At 58.9% G+C, this 26,990-nt stretch carries 25 protein-coding genes; 15 read left to right on the top strand and 10 right to left on the bottom strand.

The genetic code is table 11. The features are described 5' to 3' along the window. The first annotated feature begins 8 nt into the window (after nt 1–8). From bglA to ACZ47E_RS09585, 3 genes are all read left to right on the top strand, one after another. The gene (gene bglA / locus ACZ47E_RS09595; protein WP_072494719.1) at nt 9–1,673 is read left to right on the top strand and encodes a beta-galactosidase BglA; all 1,665 of its coding nucleotides are present in this window, start codon (nt 9–11) and stop codon (nt 1,671–1,673) included. Continuing rightward, nucleotides 1,670–2,125: an aminoglycoside 6'-N-acetyltransferase gene (gene aac(6'), locus ACZ47E_RS09590; protein ID WP_037089732.1), complete on the top strand. Its 456-nt coding sequence runs from the start codon at nt 1,670–1,672 to the stop codon at nt 2,123–2,125. The genes bglA and aac(6') overlap by 4 nt, the downstream gene beginning before the upstream one ends. A gap of 265 nt (nt 2,126–2,390) precedes the next feature. Continuing rightward, a complete protein-coding gene (locus ACZ47E_RS09585) occupies nt 2,391–2,942 on the top strand; it encodes a hypothetical protein (RefSeq protein ID WP_004443060.1) in 552 nt (183 codons plus the stop codon). Nucleotides 2,943–3,009: 67 nt separating this feature from the next. Here ACZ47E_RS09585 and ade read toward each other — a convergent pair whose 3' ends face one another. Then, nucleotides 3,010–4,704 carry an adenine deaminase gene (gene ade / locus ACZ47E_RS09580; protein WP_278066940.1) on the bottom strand — a complete coding sequence of 565 codons (1,695 nt, stop codon included), beginning with the start codon at nt 4,702–4,704 and terminating at the stop codon, nt 3,010–3,012. 276 nt (nt 4,705–4,980) lie between these two features. On the opposite strand from ade, the gene ACZ47E_RS09575 reads away from it, so the two are divergent. Then, nucleotides 4,981–5,925 carry an HD-GYP domain-containing protein gene (locus ACZ47E_RS09575; protein ID WP_278066939.1) on the top strand — a complete coding sequence of 315 codons (945 nt, stop codon included), beginning with the start codon at nt 4,981–4,983 and terminating at the stop codon, nt 5,923–5,925. Here the strand turns inward: ACZ47E_RS09575 and ACZ47E_RS09570 are convergent. After that, a complete protein-coding gene (locus tag ACZ47E_RS09570; RefSeq protein ID WP_278066938.1) occupies nt 5,922–6,431 on the bottom strand; it encodes a GNAT family N-acetyltransferase in 510 nt (169 codons plus the stop codon). The genes ACZ47E_RS09575 and ACZ47E_RS09570 overlap by 4 nt on opposite strands. Further along, nucleotides 6,431–8,620 carry an anthranilate synthase gene (locus tag ACZ47E_RS09565; RefSeq protein WP_464016842.1) on the bottom strand — a complete coding sequence of 730 codons (2,190 nt, stop codon included), beginning with the start codon at nt 8,618–8,620 and terminating at the stop codon, nt 6,431–6,433. The genes ACZ47E_RS09570 and ACZ47E_RS09565 overlap by 1 nt, the downstream gene beginning before the upstream one ends. Nucleotides 8,621–8,902: 282 nt before the next feature. Here ACZ47E_RS09565 and ACZ47E_RS09560 point away from each other — a divergent pair, with 282 nt between their 5' ends. Continuing rightward, nucleotides 8,903–9,841, top strand: coding sequence for an extensin-like domain-containing protein (locus tag ACZ47E_RS09560; protein ID WP_278066937.1), 939 nt, complete (start codon nt 8,903–8,905; stop codon nt 9,839–9,841). Nucleotides 9,842–9,897: 56 nt separating this feature from the next. On the opposite strand, the gene ACZ47E_RS09555 is transcribed toward ACZ47E_RS09560, so the two are convergent. Beyond that, nucleotides 9,898–12,156 (bottom strand): TonB-dependent hemoglobin/transferrin/lactoferrin family receptor, encoded by a 2,259-nt coding sequence (locus ACZ47E_RS09555; protein WP_278066936.1) that lies wholly within the window; start codon nt 12,154–12,156, stop codon nt 9,898–9,900. 353 nt (nt 12,157–12,509) lie between these two features. Between ACZ47E_RS09555 and ACZ47E_RS09550 the strand changes: the two genes are divergently transcribed. Together ACZ47E_RS09550 and ACZ47E_RS09545 are read left to right on the top strand one after the other, a co-directional pair. Further along, the gene (locus ACZ47E_RS09550) at nt 12,510–13,031 is read left to right on the top strand and encodes a TIGR00645 family protein (protein ID WP_004443046.1); all 522 of its coding nucleotides are present in this window, start codon (nt 12,510–12,512) and stop codon (nt 13,029–13,031) included. 95 nt (nt 13,032–13,126) lie between these two features. Further along, nucleotides 13,127–13,843 carry a helix-turn-helix transcriptional regulator gene (locus tag ACZ47E_RS09545; protein ID WP_004443044.1) on the top strand — a complete coding sequence of 239 codons (717 nt, stop codon included), beginning with the start codon at nt 13,127–13,129 and terminating at the stop codon, nt 13,841–13,843. A 30-nt stretch (nt 13,844–13,873) separates the two neighbouring features. On the opposite strand, the gene ACZ47E_RS09540 is transcribed toward ACZ47E_RS09545, so the two are convergent. The 3 genes from ACZ47E_RS09540 to ACZ47E_RS09530 all read right to left on the bottom strand — a co-directional run bounded on the left by ACZ47E_RS09540 (nt 13,874) and on the right by ACZ47E_RS09530 (nt 16,412). Then, nucleotides 13,874–15,031 (bottom strand): DUF2333 family protein, encoded by a 1,158-nt coding sequence (locus ACZ47E_RS09540; protein WP_004443043.1) that lies wholly within the window; start codon nt 15,029–15,031, stop codon nt 13,874–13,876. A 236-nt stretch (nt 15,032–15,267) separates the two neighbouring features. Beyond that, nucleotides 15,268–15,717, bottom strand: a complete 450-nt coding sequence (locus ACZ47E_RS09535; protein ID WP_037089744.1) for a pseudoazurin — start codon at nt 15,715–15,717, stop codon at nt 15,268–15,270. A gap of 113 nt (nt 15,718–15,830) precedes the next feature. Beyond that, nucleotides 15,831–16,412 carry a thymidine kinase gene (locus tag ACZ47E_RS09530; protein WP_107339386.1) on the bottom strand — a complete coding sequence of 194 codons (582 nt, stop codon included), beginning with the start codon at nt 16,410–16,412 and terminating at the stop codon, nt 15,831–15,833. 373 nt (nt 16,413–16,785) lie between these two features. Between ACZ47E_RS09530 and ACZ47E_RS09525 the strand changes: the two genes are divergently transcribed. The 4 genes from ACZ47E_RS09525 (at nt 16,786) to ACZ47E_RS09510 (ending at nt 20,627) form a co-directional block, all read left to right on the top strand. Then, on the top strand, nt 16,786–17,688 hold the full coding sequence (locus ACZ47E_RS09525; RefSeq protein WP_373887382.1) for a choline ABC transporter substrate-binding protein: 903 nt from the start codon (nt 16,786–16,788) through the stop codon (nt 17,686–17,688). Nucleotides 17,689–17,875: 187 nt separating this feature from the next. Continuing rightward, nucleotides 17,876–18,727, top strand: coding sequence for a choline ABC transporter permease subunit (gene choW, locus ACZ47E_RS09520; RefSeq protein WP_004443035.1), 852 nt, complete (start codon nt 17,876–17,878; stop codon nt 18,725–18,727). Next, on the top strand, nt 18,724–19,770 hold the full coding sequence (choV, locus tag ACZ47E_RS09515; protein WP_004443032.1) for a choline ABC transporter ATP-binding protein: 1,047 nt from the start codon (nt 18,724–18,726) through the stop codon (nt 19,768–19,770). The genes choW and choV overlap by 4 nt, the downstream gene beginning before the upstream one ends. Nucleotides 19,771–20,306: 536 nt before the next feature. After that, nucleotides 20,307–20,627: an ArsR/SmtB family transcription factor gene (locus ACZ47E_RS09510; RefSeq protein ID WP_003524068.1), complete on the top strand. Its 321-nt coding sequence runs from the start codon at nt 20,307–20,309 to the stop codon at nt 20,625–20,627. A gap of 128 nt (nt 20,628–20,755) precedes the next feature. Here ACZ47E_RS09510 and ACZ47E_RS09505 read toward each other — a convergent pair whose 3' ends face one another. Beyond that, the gene (locus ACZ47E_RS09505; protein ID WP_244455553.1) at nt 20,756–21,931 is read right to left on the bottom strand and encodes a DUF3095 domain-containing protein; all 1,176 of its coding nucleotides are present in this window, start codon (nt 21,929–21,931) and stop codon (nt 20,756–20,758) included. Nucleotides 21,932–22,217: 286 nt separating this feature from the next. Between ACZ47E_RS09505 and ACZ47E_RS09500 the strand changes: the two genes are divergently transcribed. From ACZ47E_RS09500 to queF, 4 genes are all read left to right on the top strand, one after another. Continuing rightward, nucleotides 22,218–23,321 (top strand): branched-chain amino acid ABC transporter substrate-binding protein, encoded by a 1,104-nt coding sequence (locus tag ACZ47E_RS09500; RefSeq protein WP_004443027.1) that lies wholly within the window; start codon nt 22,218–22,220, stop codon nt 23,319–23,321. Nucleotides 23,322–23,388: 67 nt separating this feature from the next. After that, nucleotides 23,389–23,787 (top strand): glyoxalase superfamily protein, encoded by a 399-nt coding sequence (locus ACZ47E_RS09495; RefSeq protein WP_278066935.1) that lies wholly within the window; start codon nt 23,389–23,391, stop codon nt 23,785–23,787. Nucleotides 23,788–23,947: 160 nt separating this feature from the next. Next, nucleotides 23,948–24,850 (top strand): cation diffusion facilitator family transporter, encoded by a 903-nt coding sequence (locus tag ACZ47E_RS09490; protein ID WP_112766621.1) that lies wholly within the window; start codon nt 23,948–23,950, stop codon nt 24,848–24,850. Between the two features lie 16 nt (nt 24,851–24,866). Continuing rightward, the gene (gene queF, locus ACZ47E_RS09485) at nt 24,867–25,331 is read left to right on the top strand and encodes a preQ(1) synthase (RefSeq protein WP_004430149.1); all 465 of its coding nucleotides are present in this window, start codon (nt 24,867–24,869) and stop codon (nt 25,329–25,331) included. Between the two features lie 22 nt (nt 25,332–25,353). On the opposite strand, the gene ACZ47E_RS09480 is transcribed toward queF, so the two are convergent. Both ACZ47E_RS09480 and ACZ47E_RS09475 read right to left on the bottom strand, forming a co-directional pair. Beyond that, nucleotides 25,354–26,106, bottom strand: a complete 753-nt coding sequence (locus ACZ47E_RS09480) for a DUF2076 domain-containing protein (RefSeq protein ID WP_278066934.1) — start codon at nt 26,104–26,106, stop codon at nt 25,354–25,356. 100 nt (nt 26,107–26,206) lie between these two features. Next, nucleotides 26,207–26,797 carry a HupE/UreJ family protein gene (locus tag ACZ47E_RS09475; protein ID WP_004443023.1) on the bottom strand — a complete coding sequence of 197 codons (591 nt, stop codon included), beginning with the start codon at nt 26,795–26,797 and terminating at the stop codon, nt 26,207–26,209. Between the last annotated feature and the right edge of the window lie 193 nt (nt 26,798–26,990).

The raw sequence follows: 26,990 nt of genomic DNA, 5'->3' as shown, positions 1-26,990 counted from the left end.
GATTGCCGATGACGTTATCCCATGCCCCGGTCCACAAACCCCAAGCGCAATCGGACTGGTGGAAGGGAGCAGTGATCTATCAGGTCTATCCGCGTTCGTTTCAGGACACGACGGGCGACGGCTATGGTGATCTCGCCGGCGTGACCAAGCGCTTGCCATACATCGCCTCGCTCGGTGTCGACGCAATCTGGCTTTCGCCCTTCTTCACCTCGCCCATGGCGGATATGGGCTATGACGTCTCGGATTATTGCAATGTCGATCCGCTGTTCGGCACGCTCACTGATTTCGATGCGCTGATGGCCGAGGCGCATCGCCTCGGCTTGAAGGTCATCATCGACCAGGTCATCTCGCACACGTCGGACCAGCATCCATGGTTCGTGGACAGCCGGGCGAGCCGGACGAACAGCAAGGCTGACTGGTATGTGTGGGCCAATCCCAAACCGGACGGCACGGCACCGACAAACTGGCTTTCAGTTTTTGGCGGGCCGGCCTGGGAGTGGGATGGCGTGCGCAAGCAATATTACATGCACAGCTTCCTGACGTCACAACCGGACCTGAACTTCCACAATCCCGAGGTTCAGGATGCGCTGCTGGAAACGGTACGCTTCTGGCTGGATCGCGGCGTGGACGGTTTCCGGCTCGATACCGTCAATCACTATTTCCACGACAAGCTCCTGCGTGACAACCCGCCGCTGTTCGACGAGGAAAGCTTCGGGCTCGACGCTTCGGACGTCAACCCCTACGGCATGCAGGACCATCTTTATGACAAGACCCGGCCGGAAAATATCGGATTCCTGAAGCGCTTCCGCGCACTGCTCGATGAGTATGAGGGCCGCGCCACCGTGGGTGAAGTTGGTGACGGCGCGCGATCGTTGAAGACCGTTGCTGCTTACACGTCCGGCAACGACAAGCTCAACATGTGCTACACCTTCGACCTTCTGGGACCGGATTTCACCGCCAAACACATCCGCGGGTCGGTCGAGACTTTCGGCAAGGTGGTGACGGACGGGTGGGTCTGCTGGGCCTTCTCCAACCATGACGTGGTGCGCCATCTCAGCCGGTTTTCGGAAGGCGCCGAAGAACAGACGCGGGTTGCCAAGCTTGCCATCTGCGTTCTCGCCAGCCTGCGCGGGTCCATTTGCCTCTATCAGGGCGAGGAACTTGGCTTGACGGAGGCTGAGCTGGCTTTCGCTGATTTGCGCGACCCCTATGGCATCCGCTTCTGGCCAGCCTTCAAGGGGCGCGATGGATGCCGCACCCCGATGGTGTGGGAAACAGGCAAGCAGAATTCCGGCTTTTCGACCGCTGAAAAACCGTGGCTGCCGGTGCCCTATGCGCATGCCATGCACGCCGCGGATGCGCAGGAACGAAGGCCGGACTCGATACTGAACCATTACCGGGCGGTTCTGTCGTTCCGGAAAAGCCATGGCGCGCTGCGTGACGGGGACATGACGTTCCTGAAAACAAATCTCGACGTGCTGGCCTTCACGCGTCACAAGGGCGAGCATACGCTGCTTTTCGTTTTCAACCTGACGCGCAAGCCGGTGGAGTTTCCCATCCCCAGGGGCATGAACGTGACGACAATCCTGCCGATGCCGGGTTTCGAGCCGCTGTTTGATGGCGGCATCGTCAAGCTTGAGGGGCTGGACGTGTTTTGCGGGAGCGTTGAATGAGCGGGACTTTCGACGTCCGAAATGCTGGCGACTATCCGGATGACTGGTGCCTTCTGCGACACCGTCTCTGGCCCGATACGGCGCCTGAAGACCATCGGGCTGAGTTGCAGGACGTTTGCGAAACCGGGGCTGGATTTATCGTTCACGATCTTGACGGATCGGCCATTGGTTTTGCCGAGGTCAGCCTGCGGCGGGATTACGTCAACGGCTGCGATACGTCACCCGTGGCGTTTCTTGAGGGAATCTACGTGGAGGAGGCGTTTCGCAGGCAGGGCGTCGCCGCCCTTCTGGTGGAGCAGGTGACCCGCTGGGCCATCGACCAAGGCGTCAGCGAACTTGCCTCCGATGCCGATATCGCCAATCTCAGCTCCCATCGCATGCATGCGGCCCTGGGATTTGAGGAAACGGAGCGCGTCGTTTATTTTCGCAGGTCGCTGATCCCGAGGCGATAAGCTGCCTGTGCTGATCTGCGAAGAGTCTCTGGCTGCGGGGCGGGTTGCCACCGCCGCATGTGACGTCATGGCTTTGTCTTAACGTCGTAACGAAGCTATTTAAGTATATTCATAATTTAGAATGTTTATATTATCGTTTTTCCTCCGCATAAATAATGGTTTCGCATTTATTGCGGCTGTACTGCAAGTCTTGGGCAAGCTTTCGGCGTCAAACATCGAGTCCTGTATATTTCCATCACCACTCGTTAGTGAAGCAGGAATTGTCATGTCCGTTTCAATCAAGAATTTCAATCAGCCCAACAGCGGTAATACTAGGTCCTCAGGCGGCAAAGCCAAGGCTGCCCTTCCGTCCATCCGCGATGTATTTCCTTCCGGGAAATCGGCGGCCCGCACATCCTCATCGACACCAGCGGCAAAAACCTCTTCGGCCGACTATATCGCGTCGCCCGCTTTCATGCGGAATCTGAAAGCGAAGCTCGCGTTGGCTGGCGACGATCCGGCGCAATATCTGCGCGCCCGGGCAATGGTAGGCGCTCTCGAGCGCGGGGCCCTGCAGGTTACCAATCCCACTCAGGGTAAAACGATCAATGCGTGGGATCCCAACCAGAAAAAAGCAACGCCGACCACAGCTACCGATACCGCCAAGACCAACTGGGTCGACTTTCTCAATACTCAACTGAAGCGCAGCGAAGACGGTGCGCTTTCCAAGGACGGAAACGGGAGTTATGTCGAAAAGGCGACGGGAAAAAATGCCTATTTCGGCAGGGTCGCGGGCAAATATTATTATGTCACCTGGCCTGCGGAGACGAAGGCATGAGGCCGCGCCAGCGGCCTCAAAAACGGAGGCGAAGCGTTCTTCGCTGCCGCTAGTCGCCAAGCCACCATCAGATCAGCGCAAACCGGTCCACATCCACCATGCCCATGTCGGAAATCTTGAGATGGGGGATGACGGGCAGGGGCAGGAAGGCGACCTGAAGGAAGGGTTCTTCCAGCGTGGTGCCCAGCGCATAGGCTGCTTTTCTCAGGGTGTGCAGCGTATCGCGAACGGTCTCGTAGGGTTCAAGGCTCATCAGCCCGGCGACGGGCAAAGCGATTTCGCCTGTCACCCTGCCGTCTTCCACCACGACAAAACCGCCCTTGATTTCGCCCAGCCGGTTAGCGGCCAGCGCCATGTCGTCTTCGCTCACCCCGACAACGCAGATATTATGGCTGTCATGGCCGACGGTGGAGGCGATGGCGCCCTTTTTCAGGCCGAAACCTTGAACGAAACCATTGGCATGGTTGCCGTTCTTGCCGTGGCGTTCGATGACGGCGACCTTGATGATATCGTTTTCGAGATCGACGGTGGTTTGGTTGCCGTCCGTCGGCAGCCTGTAGCGACGGTGCTCGGTAATGATCTTGCCGGGAAGCACGCCCATGACAGGGCTTTCGCCTTCCGTGACCGGCACGCCAAAATGCGAGGCGAGCACGGGTCTTGCCTTGACGCTGTCGAGACCGACCGGTGCGACCGGTTTGCGCGTGGCAAAGAGCGCATCGTTGACGATCCGGCCGCCGGAAAGAACCATGCTGGCTTTGCAGCTTTCCAGGCTGTCGATCACCACGAGATCGGCGCGCCAGCCGGGCGCGACAAGACCGCGATCGCGCAGGCCAAAGGCTTTAGCGGCGGAAATCGAGGCGGCGCGATAGATGGCGAGCGGTTCCACGCCGCTGGCGATCGCGGTGCGGATCATGTAGTCGAGATGGCCCTGTTCGGCGATGTCGAGCGGGTTGCGGTCATCGGTGCAGAGCGCCAGATAGGGCGACAGCCGCTCGGTTATGATGGGCATCAGGGCATGCAGGTCTTTCGAGACCGAGCCTTCGCGCACCAGAATGTGCATGCCCTTGCGGATTTTCTCCAGCGCTTCCGTTGCACTCGTGCATTCATGCTCGGTGCGGATGCCGGCAGCGAGATAACCGTTCAGCGCTGTTCCGGAAAGAAGCGGTGCGTGCCCGTCGATATGCTGGCCCTGAAAAGCCTCCAGCTTCGCCATGCACACCGGGTCCTTGTGGATGACACCGGGGAAATTCATGAATTCAGCAAGGCCGATGACCTTCGGGTGGTTCCGGAACGGCAGCAGCTTTTCAATCGGCAGGTCGGCGCCAGCGGTTTCCAGGTGAGTGGCGGGCACGCAGGAGGAAAGCTGCACGCGGATGTCCATGATGGTTTCCATGGCGCTGTCGAGGAAGAACTGAAGCCCCTCCACCCCGAGCACATTGGCAATTTCATGAGGATCGCAAATGGCGGTGGTGACGCCATACGGCAAAACGCAGCGATCGAACTCATGCGGTGTCACCAGCGACGATTCGATATGGAGATGCGTATCGATGAAACCGGGGACGACGATTTTGCCGGAAATATCGATTTCCCGGTAACCCTCATAGCTTTCACCGGTTCCCACGATCGTATCGCCACAAATGGCGATATCCGAGGCAACGAGTTCTCCGGTGACGAGATCGAAGAAGCGGCCGTTCTTGAGAACCATGTCTGCCGGTTCACGGCCCGTACCCTGGTCGATGCGCTGTTCAAGTCTGGAATTCATGCGGCTTTCTTCGGCTCCTGATTTACGTCGTATGCGAGAATCTTCATTATTTACATTCGAGGGTTGTTTCCGGATCTATTCGAATTGATTCTTTGAGTTTTAAATATATCGAGAGTAAAAAATTTTCATATTTGTGGTATCTAATCTTCGAGGTTCAAGTTTAGGCGGGATTGGGAAGGCTTGACTTCACCTTTATAGTTCATCCGGTTGTGCGCCGGCATTTTTACGAATTGCGGTTTTAGGTTATATTCCCGGGAAGGAAAATAAAAGCGTCTGATGCTCAAACGAATTTCCACCCAGCAACTGACACTTGGCATGTTTATCGAAGCGGTCGAAGGAACGCTTTCGAATCAGGGATTTTTAAAGCGGCACCGCTTTCTTTTGCGGCAGGAGGAATTGATGCGGCAACTGAAATCAAGCGGCGCCGAAAGCATCATCATCAACACGGCCAGGGGATACGATACCGAAGGCGGCAGGCGTTCGGCTGCGGTTTCGCTGGCGCCGGACAATTGCCCGGAAACCATTGCCGCCGTAACCCATGCGGTCCGATCAGCGGCAGGCACTATTTCCGAGACCTTTGCTTCCGCAGAAGCCGGCGGCCTTGTGTCGCTGAAGGGCATGGCGGCGGCGGCGGGCAAGATTTCCGATGCCGTGCAGTCGAACCCGGCGATCTTCATCGGGGTCACCCGCCTGAAATCGAAAGATGAAACGACTTTCGTGCACTCGGTTTCCGTCAGCGGGCTGATGATCCTCTTCGGTAATTATCTCGGGCTCGACCGCGGAACGGTCGATCTGCTCGGCGTCAGTGGCCTGCTGCATGATATTGGCAAGGTGGAAATCCCCTCGTCCATTCTCAACAAGGCGGATGGGTTAAGCGCCGACGAACGCAAAATCATCAATCTCCACCCGGCATTCGGGCGGGAAATATTGTCGCGAAACGAGCAGATGCCTGAGATGGTGCTTGATGTCTGCTTCAATCATCATGAGCGAATTGACGGCGGCGGTTATCCCAGCGGGCGTGCCGGCAGCGAGATCAGCCTTTACGCGCGTATCGCGGCCATCTGCGACGTTTACGACGCCGTGACTTCGGTCAGACCCTACAAGAAGCCATGGACGGCGAATGACGCGCTGACCTGGATGCTGCGCCGGGAGGGACATTTCGATCTGCAGCTGCTGAAGAAATTCGCGCTTTGTATTTCCGCTGCGCTGCCGAGGGGTTAGTTGCCGAGGATGATCGCCATGTTCAGGCTGTCGATATAGCGCCCGTCGATCAGAACGGCATCGCGGGCCCGGCCCTCATGCACAAAGCCGATTTTTTCGTACAGCGCTATGGCTCTGGCGTTGTCCGCATGCACGCTCAGCTCGACACGATGCAGCCCGCCTTGACGGGCGGAATCGAGCGCTCGCCGCATCAGCTGCGCGCCAAGTCCCTTGTCACGGTAGGCCTGTAGGATACCAATGCCGAGTGTGCCGCAATGGGCGCGGGTTACTCTGTCCTGGCGGCGAATGTCGCACCAGCCCGCCACTTCGCCATCCGCAATCGCTACAAATTGCGGATGGTTGTTTTCGATCATGTCGAGAACGAAGGCGCGCACCGCATCGAGCGGCGGCGCCTCCAGGAAGCTCAGATATTTCCGCTCGCGCGATACCGCATCGAGAGCACGATGAAAGCTTTCAACGTGCTCCGCCCGTATCGGCTCGATGTTGGTGGTATCGGCGGCAGCCATCACGCGGCTTTCGTCTTCGCCTTGCGGGTCAGATGCACCACCACGTTCTCGATCATGCGCATGCCGGCGTCCTGGCCAAGCGTCATGATCGATTCCGGGTGGAACTGAACGGCAGCCACGGGTTCCTTGGCATGTTCGATGCCCATGATCGTGCCGTCCTCGCTTTCGGCCGTGATGATGAAATCACGCGGCAGGGTGGAGGGGTCGGCAAAGATCGAGTGGTAACGGCCAACGGTCACTTCCTTGCCGAGACCGGAGAAGACGAGGCCCGGTTCCAGCACGCGGATGCGCGAGGGTTTGCCATGCATCGGCACCGCAAGCTGGCGAAGCTCGCCGCCATAGGCTTCCGCCAGAGCCTGAAGGCCGAGGCAGACGCCGAAGACCGGCAATTCGCGGGCGCGGGCCGCCTTGATCGTCGCCTTGCAGTCGAAGTCCGTCGGGCTGCCCGGTCCGGGGGAAAGCACGACGAGATCGGGCTGGAAGCGATCGAATACGTCGGCTGCGACCGGCGATCTGACGGTGGAGACGGTCGCACCGGTCTGGCGGAAATAATTCGCCAGCGTGTGGACAAAGCTGTCTTCGTGATCGACAAGCAGGATCTTCACGCCAGTACCGACCTTGGCCGCATCGCGCTTGGTGGAAGCGGCGTTGGTGGCTTTCGCGTCGCGAATGGCTGATATCATGGCGGACGCCTTGAGTTCGGTTTCGGCTTCTTCTTCCTGCGGATTGGAATCGTTGAGCAGGGTCGCACCCGCACGCACCTCGGCAATGCCGTCCTTGATCCGGATGGTGCGCAACGTAAGTCCGGTGTTCATGTCGCCGTTGAAGCCGACCATGCCGATGGCGCCGCCATACCAGGCGCGCGGACTCTTTTCATGGCCTTCGATGAAGCGCATGGCCCAGAGCTTCGGTGCACCGGTGACGGTCACGGCCCAGGCGTGGCTGAGGAAGCCGTCAAAGGCGTCCATATCGTCCCGAAGGCGGCCTTCAATGTGGTCCACCGTGTGGATGAGGCGCGAATACATCTCGATCTGGCGGCGGCCAATGACCTTGACCGAATCGGGTTCGCAGACGCGGCTCTTGTCGTTGCGGTCCACATCCGAGCACATGGTCAGTTCGGACTCATCCTTCTTCGAGTTGAGCAGCTTCAGGATCTGCTCGCTATCGGCAATCGGATCGTCACCGCGCTTGATGGTGCCTGAGATCGGGCAGGTCTCGATGCGGCGGCCGGAGACGCGCACGAACATTTCCGGCGAAGCGCCGACCAGATATTCCTGATGGCCGAGATTGATGAAGAAGGAGTAGGGGGACGGGTTGATCGCCTTCAGGCGGCGCGAAATCGCCGACGGGTTGCTTTCGCAGCGTTCCATGAATTTCTGGCCGGGGACGACCTCGAACAGATCGCCGCGGCGGAAGCTTTCCTTGGCCTTCACGACAAGTTCGGAATATTCGCCGGGACGGTGATCGCCCTTGGGCGGGATCGTATCGGTTGTCTTGAAGGGATCGGGTGCTATGTCGGAGGACTTGCCGTCCGTCGTCACGCCGCCCTTTTCGAAATCGTAACGGTCGATCCAGGCCTTGGCGGAATAGTGATCAACGACCAGGATTTCATCGGGCAGGAACAACACCATGTCGCGCTGGTCTTCCGGGCGCGCCAGCGACAGCTTGATGGCGTCGAACTGGAAAGCGAGGTCGTAACCGAAGGCACCGAACAGGCCGATTGCCGAATCCGCGTTCGAATAGAAGAGGTCGACTATGGCGCGCAGCGCAGTGAAGACGGTCGGGATTTTTGAGCGTTCTTCTTCGGTGAAGACGCGGTCCGGTTCGTTGACGGTGAGATCAAGACGACGCGTGGTGGAAGCGCCGAGCGTGAGATCGGGCGTCGCCTTCAGCTTTTCGGTGATGAAGGAAAGCAGTACTTCGCCGCGGCCATTATAGGCCTCAATCCACATCTTGCGGCCAAAACAGGAAATTCCGAGCGGCGGGTCGATGATGGCCGTGTCCCAGCGCGTGTAGCGGCCGGGATATTCATAGTTGGACGAGAAAACCGCGCCGCGATGGGAATCGAGCTTTTCGACATAATTGTCGATGGCGTTGGCATAATCGGCAGGCCGGCGCTTTCGGCTGACCTTGATGCCGCCTTTCGTCTCGTAGGTTTCCGCTCCGTCATCCTGAATGATCGTTACCATTTCTTTCGCACTTCCCGTTGTTCAGGCCCGATGACAGGCGGCAAGATAACAAAAAAGCCGCCTGAAAATTCGGGCGGCTTGGACTTTGTCTGAAGACATGACTGGTCAAGGCCGCGTAAAGCTGCTCCACCACCAGTTAGCAATGTTCTTAGACACGATGTTCATGCGAAAATTGTTAGCGTGCACGATCCGCCTTGGCAAGCGGATTTCGGCAAGGGAATGAACCTTACGGGCCGCCGCGGCGTTGCACCCCTGCCGAAACGGTCAGGAGTGCCCCGTAAAATGCTTCATCGCCTGTGTCTTCTGGTAACCACCCTCGCACTGATTTCTGCCTCTGAACCGCCGGCGCAGGTGCCGGTGCCGCAGCCGAAACCGGGTGAGGGGCAGTCCTCCACCCCCTCGGAAAAGCCATCCGACGAGACGCCGCAAAGGCCGGCGGAAGCACCCAAACCCGTTCCCAAGCCGCAGCCCGAGGAGCAGCCGGTCGCGAAACCCGATGCTTCCGGAAACCAGCAATCCGATGGTGAAAAGACACCCGCAGACAAGGGTTCCGATGACGCCAAGAAGGAAGGCGAGGACAAGGATGGCGTGGAGCAGAAGAAATCGACTGTCGAAGCGGCGAAACCTGAGGAGAAGCCACCGGAGCCGGTGAAGCCGGAGGACCCGGCCGCACTCCAGGCATGTCTTGCCTCGTTGAAGGAGATTGGCGCCGAGTTCAAACCTCTTGAGCCCGTCCGCGACGAGGAACAGGGGTGCGGCATCGAATCGCCCGTCGAGCTATCGGTGGTTCTGCCTGGCATCAAGCTGGAGCCATCGGGGACCATGCGCTGCGAAACCGCGCTTGCCCTTTCACGCTGGACCAAGGAGATGATGGTGCCGGCGACGGCTCTCGCTTTCCCGGACAGAAAGGTGACGACGATCGCCAACGCTTCGACCTACATTTGCCGCAACCGCAACAGCGTGGAAAACGGCAAGATTTCCGAACATGCCAAGGGCAATGCCGTGGATATTTCCACCATTTCCTTCGATAAGGGCGAGCCGCTGGTGATGAAGCCACGCGGTGAGGACGGGACGCCGGAAGGCGCTTTCCAGCGCACGATTACCGCTGCCGCTTGCCTGTTTTTCCGCACGGTCCTTTCGCCCGGCAGCGATGCTACCCATCAGGATCACCTGCATCTCGACGTGCTGGAGCGAAAAGGCGGCTATCTCTATTGCCGCTGACAAAAAGGGGCGACCCGAAAGGCCGCCCGACTGGAGTTGATGCTTCCGCCTCGGATTTAGAACTTCTGGGTCAGGGAGATTTTGAAGGTGCGGCCTGCTTCCGTGTAGAAATCGACCGGCTGATTGACGGTGCTGACCGAATTCGGGTTCACGTCGCGGACGCCGACGGCATTCCAGTATTTCCTGTCGAACAGGTTGTAGATGCCGGCCTGGATGCGCAGGCCCTTGGTCTGCTCGGGTTCCCACCAACCGGTCAGGTTGAAGACGCCGTAACCGGGGGCGTCGAAAGTGTTGGCCACCCTGTCGTCACGCATGCCGGCGGAGAAAACGCCCGTCAGTTCCGTGCCCCAGACATCCTGCGCATAACCCACGCCGAGGACGGACTTGAACGGTGCCACCGTGCGGATGAACTCGTTGGTGTCGGTGTCCTTGCCATAGGCGTAGGCGAGCGAAGCGTGGGCGAAGAAGCCGTTTGCCAGATCCTTGCGGACCTTGGCCTCCACACCGGAGATTTCGACGTTGTTGCGGTTGCGATAGGTAAAGAGCGATCCGTTGCCCCTGCCGCCGAAGCCGGGGAAGAGCGTTGTCGAGGTCGTATATTGTTCGATGAAGTTCTTGTACTTGTTGTGGAACAGCGTCAGGCTTCCCGTCAGGTCGCCGGAGGCGTAGTTCGCACCGATCTCGAAACCGTTGCTGGTCTCGGGATTGAGGGCGGAGTTGCCGACAACAGCGTAACCGGAGCTAACGTTGGAGAAGTTCAGATACAGTTCGTTGATCGTGGGGGCACGATAGGCCATCGACCATTGTGCGAAAAGCTGTAGTTCGGGCGTGACGTCATAGGTGGCAAGAAGCTTCGGCGAGAAGCGCGAGCCGCTATTGCCGCTCGGCAGGCCGAATGTTCGGTAGCCGCTGTTGCTGGAAACGGAGCCATCGGGATCGTAATCGTAGGAATCGAAGCGCAGGCCGGGGGTCAGTCGGAAGCCGTTGCCGAAGGCGATTTCGTCATCGAGATAAAGGCCGAGGCTCTTGCCGCTCACGTCAGGCATGTCCGATTGCGACGATGAGGTCGAACCGGCCGTGTTGGCGAAAAGCTCCTGGCTGAAATCGGTGGTCATGGCGTTGCCGCCGAAACGGACGGTGTGCTGCACGCCGCCAAGCTCGAACCCGGATTCCAGGCCGCCGACGATACCGAAGGCGCTGTTGCGCATGCTGTCTTCGCGAATATAGAGGGAATTATTGGTCAGCCGGTCGCCGGCGCCGGATTCCTTGGAGAGGCGCGTCCAGTAGAGCGACAGATTGGCGGCATCGATCACGCCGTCAGTCGAGGGCGCCTCGTATTCATAATCAAGCGAGACGCGGTCGCGCTCAGTGTCCTCGTAACCGCGGTAATCGCCGATGCGATAGGTCGAGCCCGATACGCTGACACCCTGAAGGGTTTTCATGTCGCTGCGGTCTCTCAGCGAATACCGTTCGGCAGTAAGTCCTATGCGGTGGCCACCTTCCAGATCCTGGCGGATCTTGAACATCAGGTTGCTTTCATAGGTGTCGGCGGGGTTGGGCTTGGTGCGACGCGTGCCGTAGATGTCTGCCGTACCCTTGTTGTCCGTTTCATTGCCGCGTTTGTAGGAGCCCTGGAACAGGACCGAGGTGTTCTCGATCTTCCTGGCGACGGCGAGCGATCCGCCCACGCTTCTGTCCTCGCTGTCATAGGTGGTCTTGGCGACACCGCCCCAGTCCCTGCCTTCGCCGATCAGGTCTTCCGGCTCGAGCGTGCGCAGCACCAGCGCGCCGCCGAGAGCACCGGAGCCGATACGGCTGGAATCTGCGCCGCGCACCACATCGACCGTCGAGAGCGAGGAAAAATCGAAGCTTGAGCTTGTGTCGCTGAGGGTGGTGGTTGCCTGACCCTGACGGGCGAAATTGTTGAAGTAAGGAACGGGAATATTGTCGATCAAGGTGACGACGCGTGCGCCGCCGAGGCCGCGAATGAACAGGCCGCCGGGCCGGCCGGGCTTGGCATCGACGTAATCGACGCCGGGTTCCGTGCTGTTGCCGAGGTCCTTGATGCTGCCGATGTCCTTCTTGCGGATATCTTCCGCAGTCGTCTGGCTCGCCAGCGGCGTATCGGCGACGGCATTGGCGCTTTTGACGCGCTTGCCCTTGACGACGATTTTTTCGAGCGTGGTGGTGCCATTGGTACCGGAAGCGGCATCCTGTGCCTGTGCCTGTGCCTGTGCCTGTGCGTGGCCGGTCAGGGGCAGAAGAGACACGGCGGTGCAGAGAAGCAGCGCGGAATGCGTGCGTGAGATGGACATTGATTACCCCCGAATATGCGCGCACAGGAGCTACGGCGCGCAAAAACGCGCCGCGCTCAGGCGCGGCTGGATATGTTCTGATTGGTTACGGGCGAGCCGATAAGCGAGGACTAAAAAACATGACGATAACTGTCAACATATTATATATGACTTTTTGCATCATGTTTTAAAGCGGGGCGCTATGTTGCAAAAATATTACGTTTGCGGGCCGTGGCCAAAAAAGATGGGTCAGGGCGAAAACGCCACGATGCGGTCAAAGTGCCGACATTGATGCTTGCTACGATCTTCGCGGCCAGTTTACATGGCGAAAGAAAGCATACCCGAAAATAACAGTTAAATAATCGGATACGGAAATGAAGTCTCTTGAACTGCTCGTCGAGCGGATCATTCTCTCCAGCCGCTGGCTGCTGGTCGTTTTTTATCTCGGCCTGGTCGCGGCGCTGGCTGTCTACGCTTTTTCTTTCGCGCTCAAGTTTCTGAAAGTTGCGAAGAACGTTTTTACCTACGACGAAGCCGACATGATCCTTGCCATGCTGGGCCTGATCGATGCGGCACTCGTCGCCAGCCTGATCGTCATGGTGATGATTTCCGGTTACGAGAACTTTGTCAGCCGTTTCGACGATGCCGATGCGGAGGTTTCGTTTCTGGGCAAGCTTGATGCCGGAAGCCTGAAAATCAAGGTCGCGTCGTCAATCGTGGCCATTTCGTCCATTCACCTGCTGCAAATCTTTCTCAATGCCAATCAGTACTCGGACAGCAAGCTGATGTGGTTCACGATCATCCATCTGGCTTTTGTCGCCTCGGCGGTCATGCTTGGTTTCCTGGAGAAACTGATGGCCAAGCCGAAGGACAAGGCCGAAAAGCCGGTGCTTTAGCAGGGTAATCCAGACGATATGAAGGTCGCAACCCCGTCATGGCCACGCATTTTTTCGCTCCTGGCGTCAAGACCCGGCGCGGAGAAGGGGCGTGAATGGTGAAGACGGAGCGTCAGGCGAGGCTATGCGATGATCTGTCGGCTGCTGCCGACAAGTCCCAATGGCTGGAGGCGCTGCAGGAAGTGATGCACGCTTTCGGTTACGCCTATGTGACCCTGCTGCTCCTGCCCGGCGGCCAAAATGCCTATGGTTTGCCGACGGTCATTGAAAGCAGCCTGCCAATCTGGGTCGTGAATGCGATGACCAGCGACGGTGCGCTCGGGGATTGTCCCGTCATCAGGCGCGGCGCATCATCGATGATGCCGCAATATTGGTCGTTGCAGGACCCGGACATTGCGTGTGAAACGCTTCAGGATGCCGTATCCTCCGTGCGCAGCATGGGCATCACTTCGGGTCTCATGGTCCCGGTACACGGCATGAACGGCAATCGGTATCTGATGAATTTCGCAGGCGATCGCGATACCCTGCAACAGGCCGCGCTGAACGAGCTGGGCATGATCGCGCTACACGCGCTGGAGGTCTATGACCGGCTTTGCCGCACTGGCTCCAGAGGGCCTTCACCGCTGACGAAGCGGGAACTCGACGTGGTGCGCTGGACGGCGCAGGGGAAGACCTCGGTGGAGATTGCCGAGCTTCTCTCCATCTCGGAACATACCGTCAACGCCTATATGAACAACGCCATCCGCAAACTCGACTGCGTGAACCGCACCCAGCTGGTGGCCAAGACCATACGCCTTGGCCTGATCGTCTGATCGGTCCCGCCCTTCGGGAAAACCTGCGCCTTATCGGTCGAGAACCGAGCGAAGCTCGACGAGATTGGAGCGAACGCGCAAAACGTAAAATCCCATGGTGGCCAGGTGCGACGGCATGATCCAGCCGCTCTCCTCACCATTGGAGATGATCGCCGGCTGGATGCGCAAGGCTGCGCGGGTCTGCAGGAGCGTGTCGTTCCACAGGTTCGTGAGGTTGCGTTCGCGGATGACCTGCGCGAAGTCGGATCCGGCTGCGGAAAGTACGCCATAATAACCGTAGAGCTGGCCATAGGCGAACCAGAAACGGTCGTCGGCGCGGGTATCGAACCAACCGCCATTATAGTTTTCCGAACGCTCACGCAGGATGGCCGATGTCGAGCCGATATCGCCGGCAATGCGGTCGATGAACTGGATCAGGTTGTCGGCGCGGGTGTCGAAGACGGCCTTGCAGGCGACGAGCTCGCCATTGAAGGCCTGGAAGCTGCGGATCGCGGCGCGGTAATAGCTGGGAGTCGGCGTCTTCGGGCCGAAAGGATCGAGACCAAAATACCAGGAATATTCGCTGAACTGCATATTGCCACGCGCTTCCTGGAGGTTGTTGTTGATGCCCGATGTCCCGCGCACGCGCCCGAGCGTATCCACCAGCTCCACCGAGGTGCGGCGCACGGCCTGGTTGACGCCGCGCTGGAATGAGGCCTTGTTGTCGAGAAACGGTGTGCTATCCCAGTCCATGCCGAAGAGACCGAGGCGATAGAGCAGCATGGAGGAAATCCATGCATTCTGGTTGACGTTGAAATCGGTGAGATCGGCGGCAGCGTCAACGATGGCTGAGCGCTGGCACACCGGCGCGGATGTGTTGGCGGCTGCACCGGTTGCGCCAGCGGGCGACGTCGGGGAGGCGGCCGGCAGTTCCTGTCCGGGCGGCACGGTCCGTTCAGCAAGCTTGTAACGGGAAATGTAATCCGGATCGAAATTGCTCCAGACCTGCGTTTGCCAGACGAAATATCCGTAGAAGCCGGCAAGCAGGATGAGAACCAGAGCGATCGGGCCCTTGATGAGCCAGTTGCGGCCGCTGTACCAGCCATGGGCGGCCATGAAGGGCCATAAAAGCCAGGCGACGAGAAGACCGGCGGCCCTGCCGATGGCACTGAAGGCTGCCTGAATCGTGGCGGTGATCCGGTCTATCATGTCGTCATAGTCTCCTCTGCCCGCGGGGCTGGATGCCGGAATAAAACCGCCATCCGGTGGGGCGCCCTTCGGCGCCTGGTCGGACTCCGGTCATTTACTGTCCTGCAGATATGTCCCGGTCAACCGGGATACAACATGATTGCGAAACTTTTCTCAACCTGCGGTCCGCGCCTGCCATCATCGCTCTCCATACGGACTGCGACGTAATGGCCGCCGCGGAGCCGGAGGGCAAACAGTCAGAGGCCGAGCCTGGCGATCTCCTCATTCAGCCGGTCGCGTGCCTTTTTCGGCAGTTTGCCGCTCTTGACGGCATCGAGGTTGGCCGGCACGGCGTCGCCCACGACAACGAGCGCGACCATGCCCATGCCGAGATGCGGCGTGCATTTGACGACGTAGGCGCCTTCCTTCTCGACCGTCAGCTTCACCGCCTCGTTCATCTTGCCCTTGAACTCGGAAACCCCCTCGGGGATCATATCCTTCACGGCTGCCGCGTCATGGCCCTTGTCCACCGGAATGAAGGTGATGACGTCACCTACGGCAGCCTTGACGGTTGCGGGCTCGAAGACCATCGCCTGACCATCGCTGCCCTTGTTGAGCATCTTCACTTCGATTTCGGCAGACAGGGCGGGGAAGGCAAAAAGTCCAGCAATGACGAGGCTGGCAAATCCGGCAATTTTGTTCTGCATAATTTTGCTCCTGAGAGAAAGCACATCCAAGCGAATGTGTCCCCGCCGTTCTAGCGCAGGAGCCGGGCGGTCATCTTTGCGAAAAATCAAATGCGGCAACCGGACGCAGCCGCTCAGCCGCCGTTGAACGCCTCCACCCAGTGGCGGCGGCAGAAGGAAACATATTTTTCGTTGCCGCCTACCTCAATCTGCGCGCCTTCCGTGACGACATTTCCCGCATTGTCGAAGCGGGCCACCATCGTCGCCTTGCGGCCGCAATGGCAGATGGTGCGGATTTCGCGCAGCTCGTCGGCAATCGCAAGCAGTTCTTTCGAGGCAGGGAAGAGCTTGCCCTGGAAATCCGTGCGCAGACCATAGGTCATGACCGGGATGTCCAGCCGGTCGACAATCTCGGCAAGCTGCCAGACATGGTGTTCTGAGAGGAAATTGGCCTCGTCGACGAAAACGCAGGCGACGGGCGCCTGTACATGCAGGGCCGATACTTCAGCGAACAAATCGGTATTTTCATCGAAGGTCAGGGCGTCGGAGGACAGGCCGATGCGCGAGGCGACACGGCCGACGCCGGCGCGGTCGTCAAACGCGGCCGTGAAGATCAGCGTGCGCATGCCGCGCTCCTGATAATTATAGGACGCCTGCAGCAGCATGGTCGATTTGCCGGCATTCATCGTCGAATAATTGAAATAGAGTTTTGCCATTATCCACTCCCGGAGCGCCTTCGCGCCTTTCGGACGCCTCGCAACCTCACGAAACGGCGCGCCGGATTTCACCAGGCGATCACAAAGCCCGATCCGATGCCGCATCAGGCGTCTTTTGACGAGGAAGATGTGGATTGAAAAGTGCGCAGGCGCGAAAAACACAGATTTCTGCTGTCTGCTTTTTCCCATTTGCAGGTTCGAATCCCGACGTTTTTGCCGTTTTTGTCGCAAACGGGCGGGCCAAAGCACGCAAATGCACGCGAGTTGATTGTGGCCGGAAGATATTGATAATGGCAAGGGAACGAAAAAAAGGGAGCAAACAATGTTTGCAAATAGACGTCGCTGTCTGGTTCTGGCCGCAGCAATCTCCTCCATGACGTTCAGCGCGGCCGGTGCCGCCGAACCGGCAAGTTGCGGCACGGTGCGGTTTTCCGATGTGGGCTGGACCGACATCACTGCCACAACGGCCACCGCCACGGTGCTACTGAAAAGCCTAGGCTATGAAACCGACGTCAAGCTTCTCTCGGTTCCCGTTACCTATACATCCCTGAAAAACAAAGACATCGATGTCTTCCTCGGCAACTGGATGCCGACCATGGAAGGGGATATCGCGCCTTACCGCGAAGACAAATCGGTCGAAACGCTGCGGGAAAACCTGACCGGCGCCAAGTATACGCTGGCGACCAACGCCAAGGGTGCCGAACTCGGCATCAAGGATTTCAAGGACATCGCCACGCACAGCGACGCGCTTGGCGGCAAGATTTACGGCATCGAGCCCGGTAATGACGGCAACCGCCTGATCCTCGACATGGTGGCCAAGGATACATTCGGATTGAAGGCGTTCGAAGTCGTCGAATCCTCCGAGCAGGGGATGCTGTCGCAGGTCGCCCGCGCGGAAAAATCCGGCGAGCCGATCGTTTTCCTCGGCTGGGAACCGCATCCGATGAATGCGAATTTCAAGCTCACCTACCTGACGGGCGGCGATGAGGTCTTCGGTCCCAACTTCGGTGGTGCGACGATCTACACCAATGTTCGCAAGGGTTATGTCGAGGAATGCCCCAATGTCGGCGCCTTCCTCAAGAACCTGCAATTTTCCCTGCCCATGGAAAACGAGATCATGGGCAAAATCCTGAATGACGGGCTTGAGGGCGAAGCTGCCGCCACCGCATGGCTGAAGGCCAATCCGGCTGCGGTCGAGCCCTGGCTCGCCAACGTCAAGACCAAGGATGGCAGCGCCGACGCCCTGCCCGCCGTCAAGAAGGCGCTTGGCCTTTAAAACGCAAGACTGTGCATGACTGTATCCGGCCTCTGCGACAGGCTGGATGCAGCGGGAAATATCGATGCCCATGCATGACCTTGCCCGCGCATTTTCAACGCATTGCAGGTCATGCGCCAGCACCGCGTCCGGCCGCCGTCTGCCGGTCGTTGTTTCTGCATTTGTTTAAGAAAGGTCTTTTCTTACCGTGGAATGGCTCAGCGCTCCTGAAAACCGCCTGCCCGTCGGCCGATATGCCAAGGAGGCCATCGACTGGCTGACCGGCAATCTCGCTTTTTTCTTCGATTGGCTTTCCTTCATTTTCCAAAGCGTCATCAACGCCCTGCTTTATGTGCTCCAGGCGCCGCATCCGCTGGTCATCGTGGCGATTGTCACGGCGCTTTCGGCCTGGACGCGACGCTCGATCGGCATGCCCGTCTTCACCGCACTCGGCCTGCTGCTCATCATCAATCTCGGCTATTGGAAAGCGACGACGGAGACGCTGGCGCTGGTCATCGCCGCCAGCGCCGTGTGCATGATCATCGGCATACCGCTTGGCATATTGGCGGCGAGGCGCAAATGGATCTATGCCGGCATGCGCCCGGTGCTGGACCTGATGCAGACCATCCCCACCTTCGTTTATCTCATTCCGGCGCTGGTGCTGTTCGGCCTTGGCATGGTTCCGGGGCTGATCGCCACCGTCATCTTCGCCATTCCGGCTCCGGTGCGGCTCACACGCCTCGGCATTGTCTCCACGCCGCCGGCGCTGGTCGAGGCGGCCGTCGCCTTCGGAGCAACGCCGTCGCAGGTGCTGCGCAAGGTGGAGCTGCCCTTTGCCGCGCCGCAGATCATGGCCGGTCTTACCCAGACGATCATGCTGTCGTTGTCGATGGTGGTCATTTCTGCGCTTGTCGGCGCCAATGGTTTGGGCGTGCCTGTCGTGCGCGCCTTGAACACCGTCAATATCGCCATGGGCTTCGAGGCGGGATTGTGTATCGTCATACTGGCGATCGTTCTTGACCGGCTTTTCCGCCTTCCCGGTACGGAGGATGATCTATGAGTGACGCCATCATCTTCGGAAATGTCGATATCGTCTTTGGCGATCGGCCCGATGCCGCGCTGCCGATGATCGACAGAGGCAGTACGCGCGACGAGATCAATGCCGAGACCGGCCTGGTGCTCGGTGTCGCCAATGCATCGCTGTCGGTGAGCGAAGGCGAGATACTCGTGCTTATGGGGCTTTCCGGCTCGGGCAAGTCGACGCTGCTCAGGGCCGTCAACGGGCTTGCGCCCGTGGTACGTGGCAATGTGGGGGTGAAGACCAAGACCGGCTTTGTCGATCCCTATCGCTCAACGGCCAAATCGCTCCGCGACCTGCGCATGCATACGGTTTCCATGGTGTTCCAGCAATTCGGTCTTCTGCCGTGGCGTAACGTGGCCGACAATGTCGGTTTCGGGCTCGAGCTTTCCGGCGTACCGGAAGCGGAGCGCAAACGCATGGTGGCCGAGCAGCTCGAACTGGTCAATCTTTCCGCTTGGGCCGACCGCAAGGTGGGAGAGCTTTCCGGCGGCATGCAGCAGCGTGTGGGACTGGCGAGAGCGTTTGCCACCGGCGCGCCGATCCTGCTGATGGACGAACCATTCTCGGCGCTCGACCCCCTTATCAGAAGCCGCCTGCAGGATGAGCTTCTCGAATTCCAGAGCCGGCTGAAGAAAACGATTCTCTTTGTCAGCCACGATCTGGATGAGGCTTTCCGCATCGGGAATCGTATCGCCATGATGGAAGGCGGACGCATCATCCAGTGCGGGACGCCGCAGCAGATCGTCAAGCAACCGGCCACGCAATATGTCGCGGATTTCGTGCAGAATATGAACCCGATCTCCATGCTGACCGCTGCGGATGTGATGAAGCGGGGCGTAGATGAACGCAACGGCCAGATGACCGTCGCGGCCACCGCCCGCCCGTCATCCCCCCTGATCGACATTCTCGATGCGCTGGCCAAACATTCCGGCGCAATCGGTGTCGTCGACAATGGCGCGATCGTCGGCACGATTTCCGCTGACGAAGTCGTGGCAGGGCTGACCCGTCATCGCAAAAAATAACTGGCTTTTGCCAGGAAACAAAAGGGACCTCCCTCACCGGGGGTCCCTTTTGTTTTTCCGCAGATATTCCGGGCAAGTTACCTTCCCCCTGTTGGAAAGAGTATCTTTGACATCATAAGTTATGCATGAAAATTATTACTAATAAAAACCATATTGCAAATTTCGAGAAAATTGCGCAAAGTAAAACTAGATTCTGTAGCGCGTTGCTAAATTTAAGGTGGTATAAGCTTAAAGCCTCAAAATCGGTCGCGGGTTATGGTGATTTGGGAGCTGAAATTTTTATCATTTGTTGCTTATGAATACTTATTCTAATACATGTTTTTATTGTAAATGTGATAAAAATCAGGCAGAACGCCGATATTTTAGGTGAAGTGTCTTAGATGGATAATTAGTGAAGAATAGTCTTTGAAAGGGACACGATATAAGCAAGATTTAGGTATATACAACGTATCCACCGAATTATAAAAACACCTTTTGGAACACCTATAATAGCCACCATGACCGTCTTTCCGACTGTCATCAGGAGACTTGAGCGTATGGATAACCAATCTCTGTCGGAACATAGCATCGCCGCTGCAGACTTGCTCTCAGCGATGGCGAATCCCAAGCGCCTGATGATCTTATGCACGTTGGTGGATACGGAAGTGCCGGTCGGTGTTCTCGCCTCTCAGGTTGGTCTCAGCCAGTCCGCTCTTTCGCAGCATCTTTCGAAATTGCGGGCCCAGCGGCTGGTAAAGACACGACGGGATGCGCAGACCATCTATTATTCCAGCAACTCCGAATCCGTTAAGAAAATCCTGGCCTCCCTTGAGGAAATTTATTGCCAGGCGCAGAAGAGCAGCAAGACAGCCGCCTGATCCGGGGCCGTCAGGCCTCCGGCAGCATTGAATTGAAACCGGCGCTTGACGCCGGTTTTTCGTTTGTGAGTTACCTGACCGGGAGGGTGATCCCGCAAGGAGCGCGCTGGTCTTTGCGCCGGGTGCGATCAGCGGGCGGGAACAGCCTGCATCTGCTGCTTGAGCAGGGTTGCTGCAGCCGCGTATCCGCCGTCAGCGCCGTCCACGAAATGCATGTGATCCCGTGAAAGCGGGGAGGGTACGATACAGGTCATCAATGCGGCGTCCTGCTCATGCAGGCCGAAATAACAGCTTCCAGACAGGCGGCCTTGCTCCAGCCGGTCGCGAATTTTTTCGAGCCTTGCGCCGTCGATATCCACGGTCATCTTCAAACCGTCGTCGAATTTCCTGAAATCGGTATTGCTGGCGACGGAGCGCCGATAGCGCTCCGCATTGAACCGTCCGAGCGAAAGACCCGTCAAGCCGAGCAAATTGATAAGCAGGGTCTCGCCGAGAATACGGGACGAACGGCGCAACTGGCCCCAGACGTCGCGATGGGCCGCTCCTGCGCGTGCCTCGAGATTCAGTCCCTCCCGCACGAAACCGAGCTTCGGGCCCTCCTCAGGCACGGGGTGGCCATGCCTTCCGTCCTGCTCGGCCAGATCGACAAGATCGGTAACAAGCTTGCGGAATGCCGGCATGTCCCGCGACTGCCCCGGCACCGCTATGATGGATACAACCTTGCCACGGGTCGCCGGAATGGGATTCCAGCGGCATGAGAGGCCGGTCAGATCCGGGCGTTCGCCTGCGGCTGCGGTGGGCAGGATATAAAGGCCTTCCTTCATCCGTGCTTCAGCCCAGCTATTGCCGCCACCTGAAAACATCGCATAGGATACATCGTCGCTTGCCTGAAAACGCGCGACGCGCACATCGAAGCCATTCTCACGAATATCCTCAACCGGAACCAGCGCTACCCGCATCGTAAGGTCGAGATCGTCCTTCACCCAACGCTGAACGGAAGAAAGAGCGGCGCTGGCAAGCGGCAGCCCGCCCGGGGGCACGGTGACGGCGGCGCCATCGCCGCCGAAAACGAAGGGCAGGTCGTGACGTCCGAGACTGTTCGACACACCGGAAATGACCGCCGCGCCGGCCATGTTCACCGCCTTGTATCGGCCGGTCTGGATCGCCGCCGTTGAATCGACGATATCGGCGATGGCAAGCCCCCATCCCGGTGGCAGGGCACGATAAAGCGTCGGATCAACCACGTCCTCAAAGCGCTGGAAAACGGGCAGGCCCGTCAGAAATTCGTCATCTGCTGTGATCATGCCGCGATTATCCTCCAGCGGCGGCCAAACGCCAAGCATTTCCATGGGGCGATACCGTGCTTCGGAGTGATAGGATCATGGCCCGCTTCGCGTTTGATTTACCTCTAATAGACCTAATCCAGCAAAGGTGACTTGCATAGATCATCAATCCTTCCGTATGAGTTGAGTGGAAGGCTCGGAATTCAAAAATGGAACGAGTTTTCGCCGGGAGGCGTCCGATAGTTTCATTCGGTCGGCGCCCATGGCGCTCACCGGGTCCCGCGACCCCCTTTAAGGAGACACCAGGATGAAACTGAAGACATTGACCAGCGTGACGCTTGCAGCGTCCTTCGCATTCGCACCCCTTGCCCATGCCGAAATCGTCATCGGCCTGATTGCGCCGCTTACCGGTCCTGTCGCCGCTTATGGCGACCAGGTCAAGAACGGCGCCCAGACGGCAGTCAATGAAATCAACAAAAAGGGCGGCATCCTCGGCGAACAGGTCGTGCTGAAGCTGGCCGACGATGGCGGCGAGCCGAAGCAGGGCGTTTCAGCCGCGAATCAGCTGGTTGCCGAAGGCATTCACTTCGTCGTCGGTCCGGTGACGTCCGGCGTCGCCATTCCCGCTTCGGACGTCTTTGCCGAAAACGGCGTGCTGATGGTGACGCCGACGGCGACTGCGCCGGGCCTTACCAACCGCGGCCTTTCCAACGTCTTCCGCACCTGCGGTCGCGATGACCAGCAGGCCGAGGTTGCGGCGAAATACGTTCTCGCCAACCTCAAGGACAAGAAGGTCGCCATCATTCACGACAAGGGCGCTTACGGCAAAGGCCTGGCAGATGCCTTCAAGGCGACGCTGAATGCCGGCGGCGTGACCGAAGTTCTCTACGATGCCCTGACGCCGGGCGAAAAGGACCTCGGCGCGCTGACGGCACGTCTGAAGTCCGACAATGCCGAGATCATCTATTTCGGCGGTTACCATCCGGAAGCCGGTCTTCTGGTGCGCCAGTTGAAGGATATCGGCTCCAAGGCTGCCGTTATCGGCGGTGACGGCCTGTCGAACAGCGAGTTCTGGAACATCGGTTCGCAGGCTGGCGAAGGCACGATCTTCACCAATGCTTCCGACGCGCTGAAGAACGCTGATTCCAAGGCTGCCGCGGAAGCGCTGAAGGCCGCCAACATTCCGGCGGAAGCCTTCACGCTTAATGCTTACGCTGCTGTCGAAGTCCTGAAAGCCGGCATCGAAAAGGCTGGCGCCAAGGATTCCGAAGCGGTTGCCAAGGTCCTGAAGAGCGGTGAAGCCTTCCCGACCGCAATTGGCAAGGTCACCTATGGCGAAAGCGGTGACCTGACCTCGCAGACCTTCTCGCTGTTCAAGTGGCAGGACGGCAAGATCGTCGCAGCCGAATAAGCTGACCTTACCGGCCGCACCTGTTGCGGCCGGTTTCATTTTATGGCCTGAAGAGGGTGAAGGCAGCATGGCCGATGCCGGGACGCGCATAGACGGAGATATCGCTTTCGAGCGGATATTCCCCATCCTCAGGGTGTTCGACGAGGCCAAGGCACGGGAGTTCTATATCGATTTTCTCGGCTTCGAGGTCGAGTGGGAACACCGCTTCGGCGAAAATTTCCCGCTCTACATGCAGATTTCACGCGCCGGAATGGGGCTGCATCTCAGCGGCCACCACGGCGATGCGACGCCGGGCTCCAACGTCTTTGTCACGATGCATGGCGTTCTCGCCTATCAGCGGGAACTGGCGGCAAAGGATTATCGCTTCATGAAGCCCGGCGTTGAAGAACTGCCATGGGGTAATGTGATGGAAGTGACCGATCCCTTCGGCAACCGCATTCGTTTCTGCGAGCAGAAAAGCGGATAGTGATGTTTTGGACGCGAGCGCAAGGCCCTTGACCTTGATCCTCGTTTGAACGATAGAACGCTCAAATAGCGAACCGCGCGCACGGGTACCCCCGTGCGCGCGGTTCGTGCGTTTTGGGACTTGATGATGCAATTCGTTCGCATCCGCACGGGGACAGAAAATGAACGTTGAAGGCAATGCGCTGGTCAGGAAGCTCGCATTCTGGGGCATTCCGCTTTCTTTCGGTGTACTCGGCCTCAAGCTTGTGGCCTGGTGGGTTACCGGCTCGGTCGCGCTGCTGTCCGACGGTCTGGAATCGACCGTCAACGTGGTCGCGGCTTTCATCGCCTATTTCGTCATTCGTTATGCGCAGAAGCCCGCCGATGACGATCACCAGTTCGGCCACCACAAGGCGGAGTATATTTCCGCTGTCGTCGAAGGGGTGCTGATCGTTGTCGCCGCCCTGCTGATCGTGCAGGAGGCCTGGGGCGCACTCTTCAATCCGAGACTGCCGGAAGCGCCTGTACTTGGTCTTGCCATCAATGCCGCGGCCGGGATCATTAACGCTGTCTGGGCGACAATATTGATCCGCGTCGGCAAACAGCATTCTTCGCCGGCGCTTGCGGCCGACGGCCACCACATCATGTCTGATGTCGTGACATCGGCAGGCGTACTTGTCGGCCTCGTCCTGGCATTGATGACGGGCTATGCCATTCTCGATCCCGCGCTTGCCATTCTCGTGGCCGTCAACATTCTGTTTCAAGGCTCGAAGGTCATCCTGCATTCGCTGGGTGGCCTGATGGATCGGGCAGTGGAGCCCGAGGAGGATGAGGCGATCAAGAAGGCGATCGCAGCTAATTCCGGTGGCATTATCGGTGTCCATGATCTCAGAACCCGCCGCGCCGGTTCGGCCGCCTTCATCGATTTTCACGTCGTCGTTCCTGCCATCATGACGGTGCGTGAGGCGCATGATATTTGCGACCGCCTTGAAGATGCCATAAGGGACGTCATACCGGGCGCCAGCCTTGCCATTCACGTCGAGCCGGAAGGCGAAAAGGCGCATGGCGTCAAAGTGATCGTTTAAAAAACAGGAGTTTTCCATGTCCGTGACGGATGTTTCCGGCCTGTCGCAGCTGGGCACGAAGGTCGATACGCCAGAGAGCCCTGAAAAGGCCGTTCTCGAAAAGGTGCCCAACGGCAATGCCGGCACCGATTATGTCGTGCGCTTTACCGCGCCCGAATTCACCTCGCTTTGCCCGATGACCGGCCAGCCGGATTTCGCCCATATCGTCATCGATTATATTCCCGGCGACTTTCTGGTGGAATCGAAGTCGCTGAAGCTGTTCCTGCAGTCCTTCCGCAACCATGGCGCATTCCATGAGGATTGCTCGGTCTATATTGCCAAGCGCCTTGTGGAATTGCTGCAGCCGAAGTGGCTGCGTATCGGCGCCTATTGGTATCCGCGCGGCGGCATTCCGATCGACGTCTTCTGGCAGACCGGACCGGCGCCCGAGGGCGTATGGCTGCCGGATCAGGGCGTTGCCACTTATCGCGGCCGCGGCTGATCCGGCTCAAAGGATAAAAAGTTCAGGCGAACGAGCTGTCGTCGCCTGAATCGAAATCGGCATCATCGGCGCTGTCGTCGTAATCGGCCTGCTGGATATCGTCGTCATTGTTATCCTGCGGGTTCGCGCTGTCACCATAATAGTTGTTGATGACCGTTTCTTCGACTGGCGCATTGCCAGTGCCGCTATTGCCGCCGAAGGGCGAGCCGAGACCGAGAGACGACATGTGGCTGCCGAAGATGCCGCTCAGCGAGTTCGCAAGCAGCATGCCACCTGCAACGCCGGCTGCGGTGCCAAGCGCGCCCTGCAGGAAGCCGCCGCCAGACCGACCGGCTGCTGCCGGCTGCTGACCCCATGGTCCACCGGGCTGCTGCTGGGCTGCCGGCGATCCCCACGGACCGGCCGTCTGGCCAGCGGTATCGTTGCGCCACGAGGCCGGCGCGGCAGCAGCAGGTGCTGGTGTCGGAGCTGGCGGCTGCGGCTGGCCGGTGCCGAAGATGGAACTGAGAAAGCCGCCCTGCGCTGCGGCCTGAGGGGCCGGGTTGGCGCTTTCCAATGCGTGGATGCGCTCTTCGAGCTGCTTGATATGGGCTGCTGCCGCTTCCAGTCCCTTCTCCTGCACGATCACCGCCTGAGCGAGATAATAGGGAGCTGAGGGCTGATCGCGCACGGCGTCTGCGATCAACGTTTCCGCCTCGCGGTCACGTGGGGTGGCGGATGCGGCCTTGGTTCTTTCGAACAGGCCCTTGAGAAGCTGGCTTTCTTCCGGTGACATGTGCTGCCTCCTTACCGTGAAGCGAAATTCTACGATAAGGAGGTAGGCCACAATTTTGGCTTTTCAAAGCGGTCCGAATTTTAAATTTCGGTAATGATCCTCAGCCGCCGAAAGCGAGCGAGAGGCCCGCAATCGCCGTGAGCGCGCCAACCGTGCGGCTGGCGACCGAGCCGAAGCGGGCGATGCCGAGACCGAGGGCGATGCCGGCAAGGTGCAGGATGGCGGTGGCGATCATGAAGCCGATGCCGAATTGCAGCGCGCCCGCGCTGCCGAGTTCGCCGCCATGCGCATGGCCGTGGAAAAGCGCGAAAGCGCCGACCACGGCCGCGGCTGCTGCGGTGGGAAGCTTTGCCGCCATGGCGACCAGAAGGCCAAGGCCGATGACGGAGGCGAGAATGGCGGGTTCGACGAAGGGCAGGTCGATGCCGTAAACCGCCATCAGGAAGCCCACAGCCATGGTGCCGACGAAGGCGGCCGGCACGATCCACAGCGCCCTTCGGTCACTTTGCGCGACAGCAATCTGGGAGGCCCAGATGCCGACCGCCACCATCGCCAGAATATGATCCGCACCGAAGAAGGGGTGAGACACACCGGCCATGAAGGAGCCGTGTTCTTCCGGGTTCAAATGCGCGAAAGCGGGCAGGGTGGTAAGGCCGAGCGCGGCGGCTGCAAGGCTTAGTCTTTTCAGCATGGTTCCCTCTTAAGATTATCGCCGCTCACCTGCTGTCTTGGGGTTCCGCAGCGTGCGGCACTGCAATGAGACGCTGACGATATCGCGAAGACGAACGAGCTGTCCATGCGTCATCTGCCGGGGGTGCTGTTTATTGTTCGGGCGCGAACCTTGTCTTTTTTGCTCATTGCCTTACGTAACAAGTCGCACTATG

Source organism: Agrobacterium sp. 5Ca39 (assembly GCF_055382365.1).
This window is presented reverse-complemented; position numbering and strand designations above follow the sequence as displayed.

Excerpts from the sequence above, each read along its gene's own strand:
- bglA (WP_072494719.1), top strand. The coding sequence starts at position 9 with ATGACGTTATCCCATGCCCCGGTCCACAAACCCCAAGCGCAATCGGAC.
- ACZ47E_RS09585 (WP_004443060.1), top strand. The coding sequence starts at position 2,391 with ATGTCCGTTTCAATCAAGAATTTCAATCAGCCCAACAGCGGTAATACT.
- ade (WP_278066940.1), bottom strand. The coding sequence starts at position 4,704 with ATGAATTCCAGACTTGAACAGCGCATCGACCAGGGTACGGGCCGTGAA.
- ACZ47E_RS09575 (WP_278066939.1), top strand. The coding sequence starts at position 4,981 with ATGCTCAAACGAATTTCCACCCAGCAACTGACACTTGGCATGTTTATC.
- ACZ47E_RS09570 (WP_278066938.1), bottom strand. The coding sequence starts at position 6,431 with ATGGCTGCCGCCGATACCACCAACATCGAGCCGATACGGGCGGAGCAC.
- ACZ47E_RS09565 (WP_464016842.1), bottom strand. The coding sequence starts at position 8,620 with ATGGTAACGATCATTCAGGATGACGGAGCGGAAACCTACGAGACGAAA.
- ACZ47E_RS09560 (WP_278066937.1), top strand. The coding sequence starts at position 8,903 with ATGCTTCATCGCCTGTGTCTTCTGGTAACCACCCTCGCACTGATTTCT.
- ACZ47E_RS09555 (WP_278066936.1), bottom strand. The coding sequence starts at position 12,156 with ATGTCCATCTCACGCACGCATTCCGCGCTGCTTCTCTGCACCGCCGTG.
- ACZ47E_RS09550 (WP_004443046.1), top strand. The coding sequence starts at position 12,510 with ATGAAGTCTCTTGAACTGCTCGTCGAGCGGATCATTCTCTCCAGCCGC.
- ACZ47E_RS09545 (WP_004443044.1), top strand. The coding sequence starts at position 13,127 with ATGGTGAAGACGGAGCGTCAGGCGAGGCTATGCGATGATCTGTCGGCT.
- ACZ47E_RS09540 (WP_004443043.1), bottom strand. The coding sequence starts at position 15,031 with ATGATAGACCGGATCACCGCCACGATTCAGGCAGCCTTCAGTGCCATC.
- ACZ47E_RS09535 (WP_037089744.1), bottom strand. The coding sequence starts at position 15,717 with ATGCAGAACAAAATTGCCGGATTTGCCAGCCTCGTCATTGCTGGACTT.
- ACZ47E_RS09530 (WP_107339386.1), bottom strand. The coding sequence starts at position 16,412 with ATGGCAAAACTCTATTTCAATTATTCGACGATGAATGCCGGCAAATCG.
- ACZ47E_RS09525 (WP_373887382.1), top strand. The coding sequence starts at position 16,786 with ATGACGTTCAGCGCGGCCGGTGCCGCCGAACCGGCAAGTTGCGGCACG.
- choV (WP_004443032.1), top strand. The coding sequence starts at position 18,724 with ATGAGTGACGCCATCATCTTCGGAAATGTCGATATCGTCTTTGGCGAT.
- ACZ47E_RS09510 (WP_003524068.1), top strand. The coding sequence starts at position 20,307 with ATGGATAACCAATCTCTGTCGGAACATAGCATCGCCGCTGCAGACTTG.
- ACZ47E_RS09505 (WP_244455553.1), bottom strand. The coding sequence starts at position 21,931 with ATGATCACAGCAGATGACGAATTTCTGACGGGCCTGCCCGTTTTCCAG.
- ACZ47E_RS09500 (WP_004443027.1), top strand. The coding sequence starts at position 22,218 with ATGAAACTGAAGACATTGACCAGCGTGACGCTTGCAGCGTCCTTCGCA.
- ACZ47E_RS09495 (WP_278066935.1), top strand. The coding sequence starts at position 23,389 with ATGGCCGATGCCGGGACGCGCATAGACGGAGATATCGCTTTCGAGCGG.
- ACZ47E_RS09490 (WP_112766621.1), top strand. The coding sequence starts at position 23,948 with ATGAACGTTGAAGGCAATGCGCTGGTCAGGAAGCTCGCATTCTGGGGC.
- queF (WP_004430149.1), top strand. The coding sequence starts at position 24,867 with ATGTCCGTGACGGATGTTTCCGGCCTGTCGCAGCTGGGCACGAAGGTC.
- ACZ47E_RS09480 (WP_278066934.1), bottom strand. The coding sequence starts at position 26,106 with ATGTCACCGGAAGAAAGCCAGCTTCTCAAGGGCCTGTTCGAAAGAACC.
- ACZ47E_RS09475 (WP_004443023.1), bottom strand. The coding sequence starts at position 26,797 with ATGCTGAAAAGACTAAGCCTTGCAGCCGCCGCGCTCGGCCTTACCACC.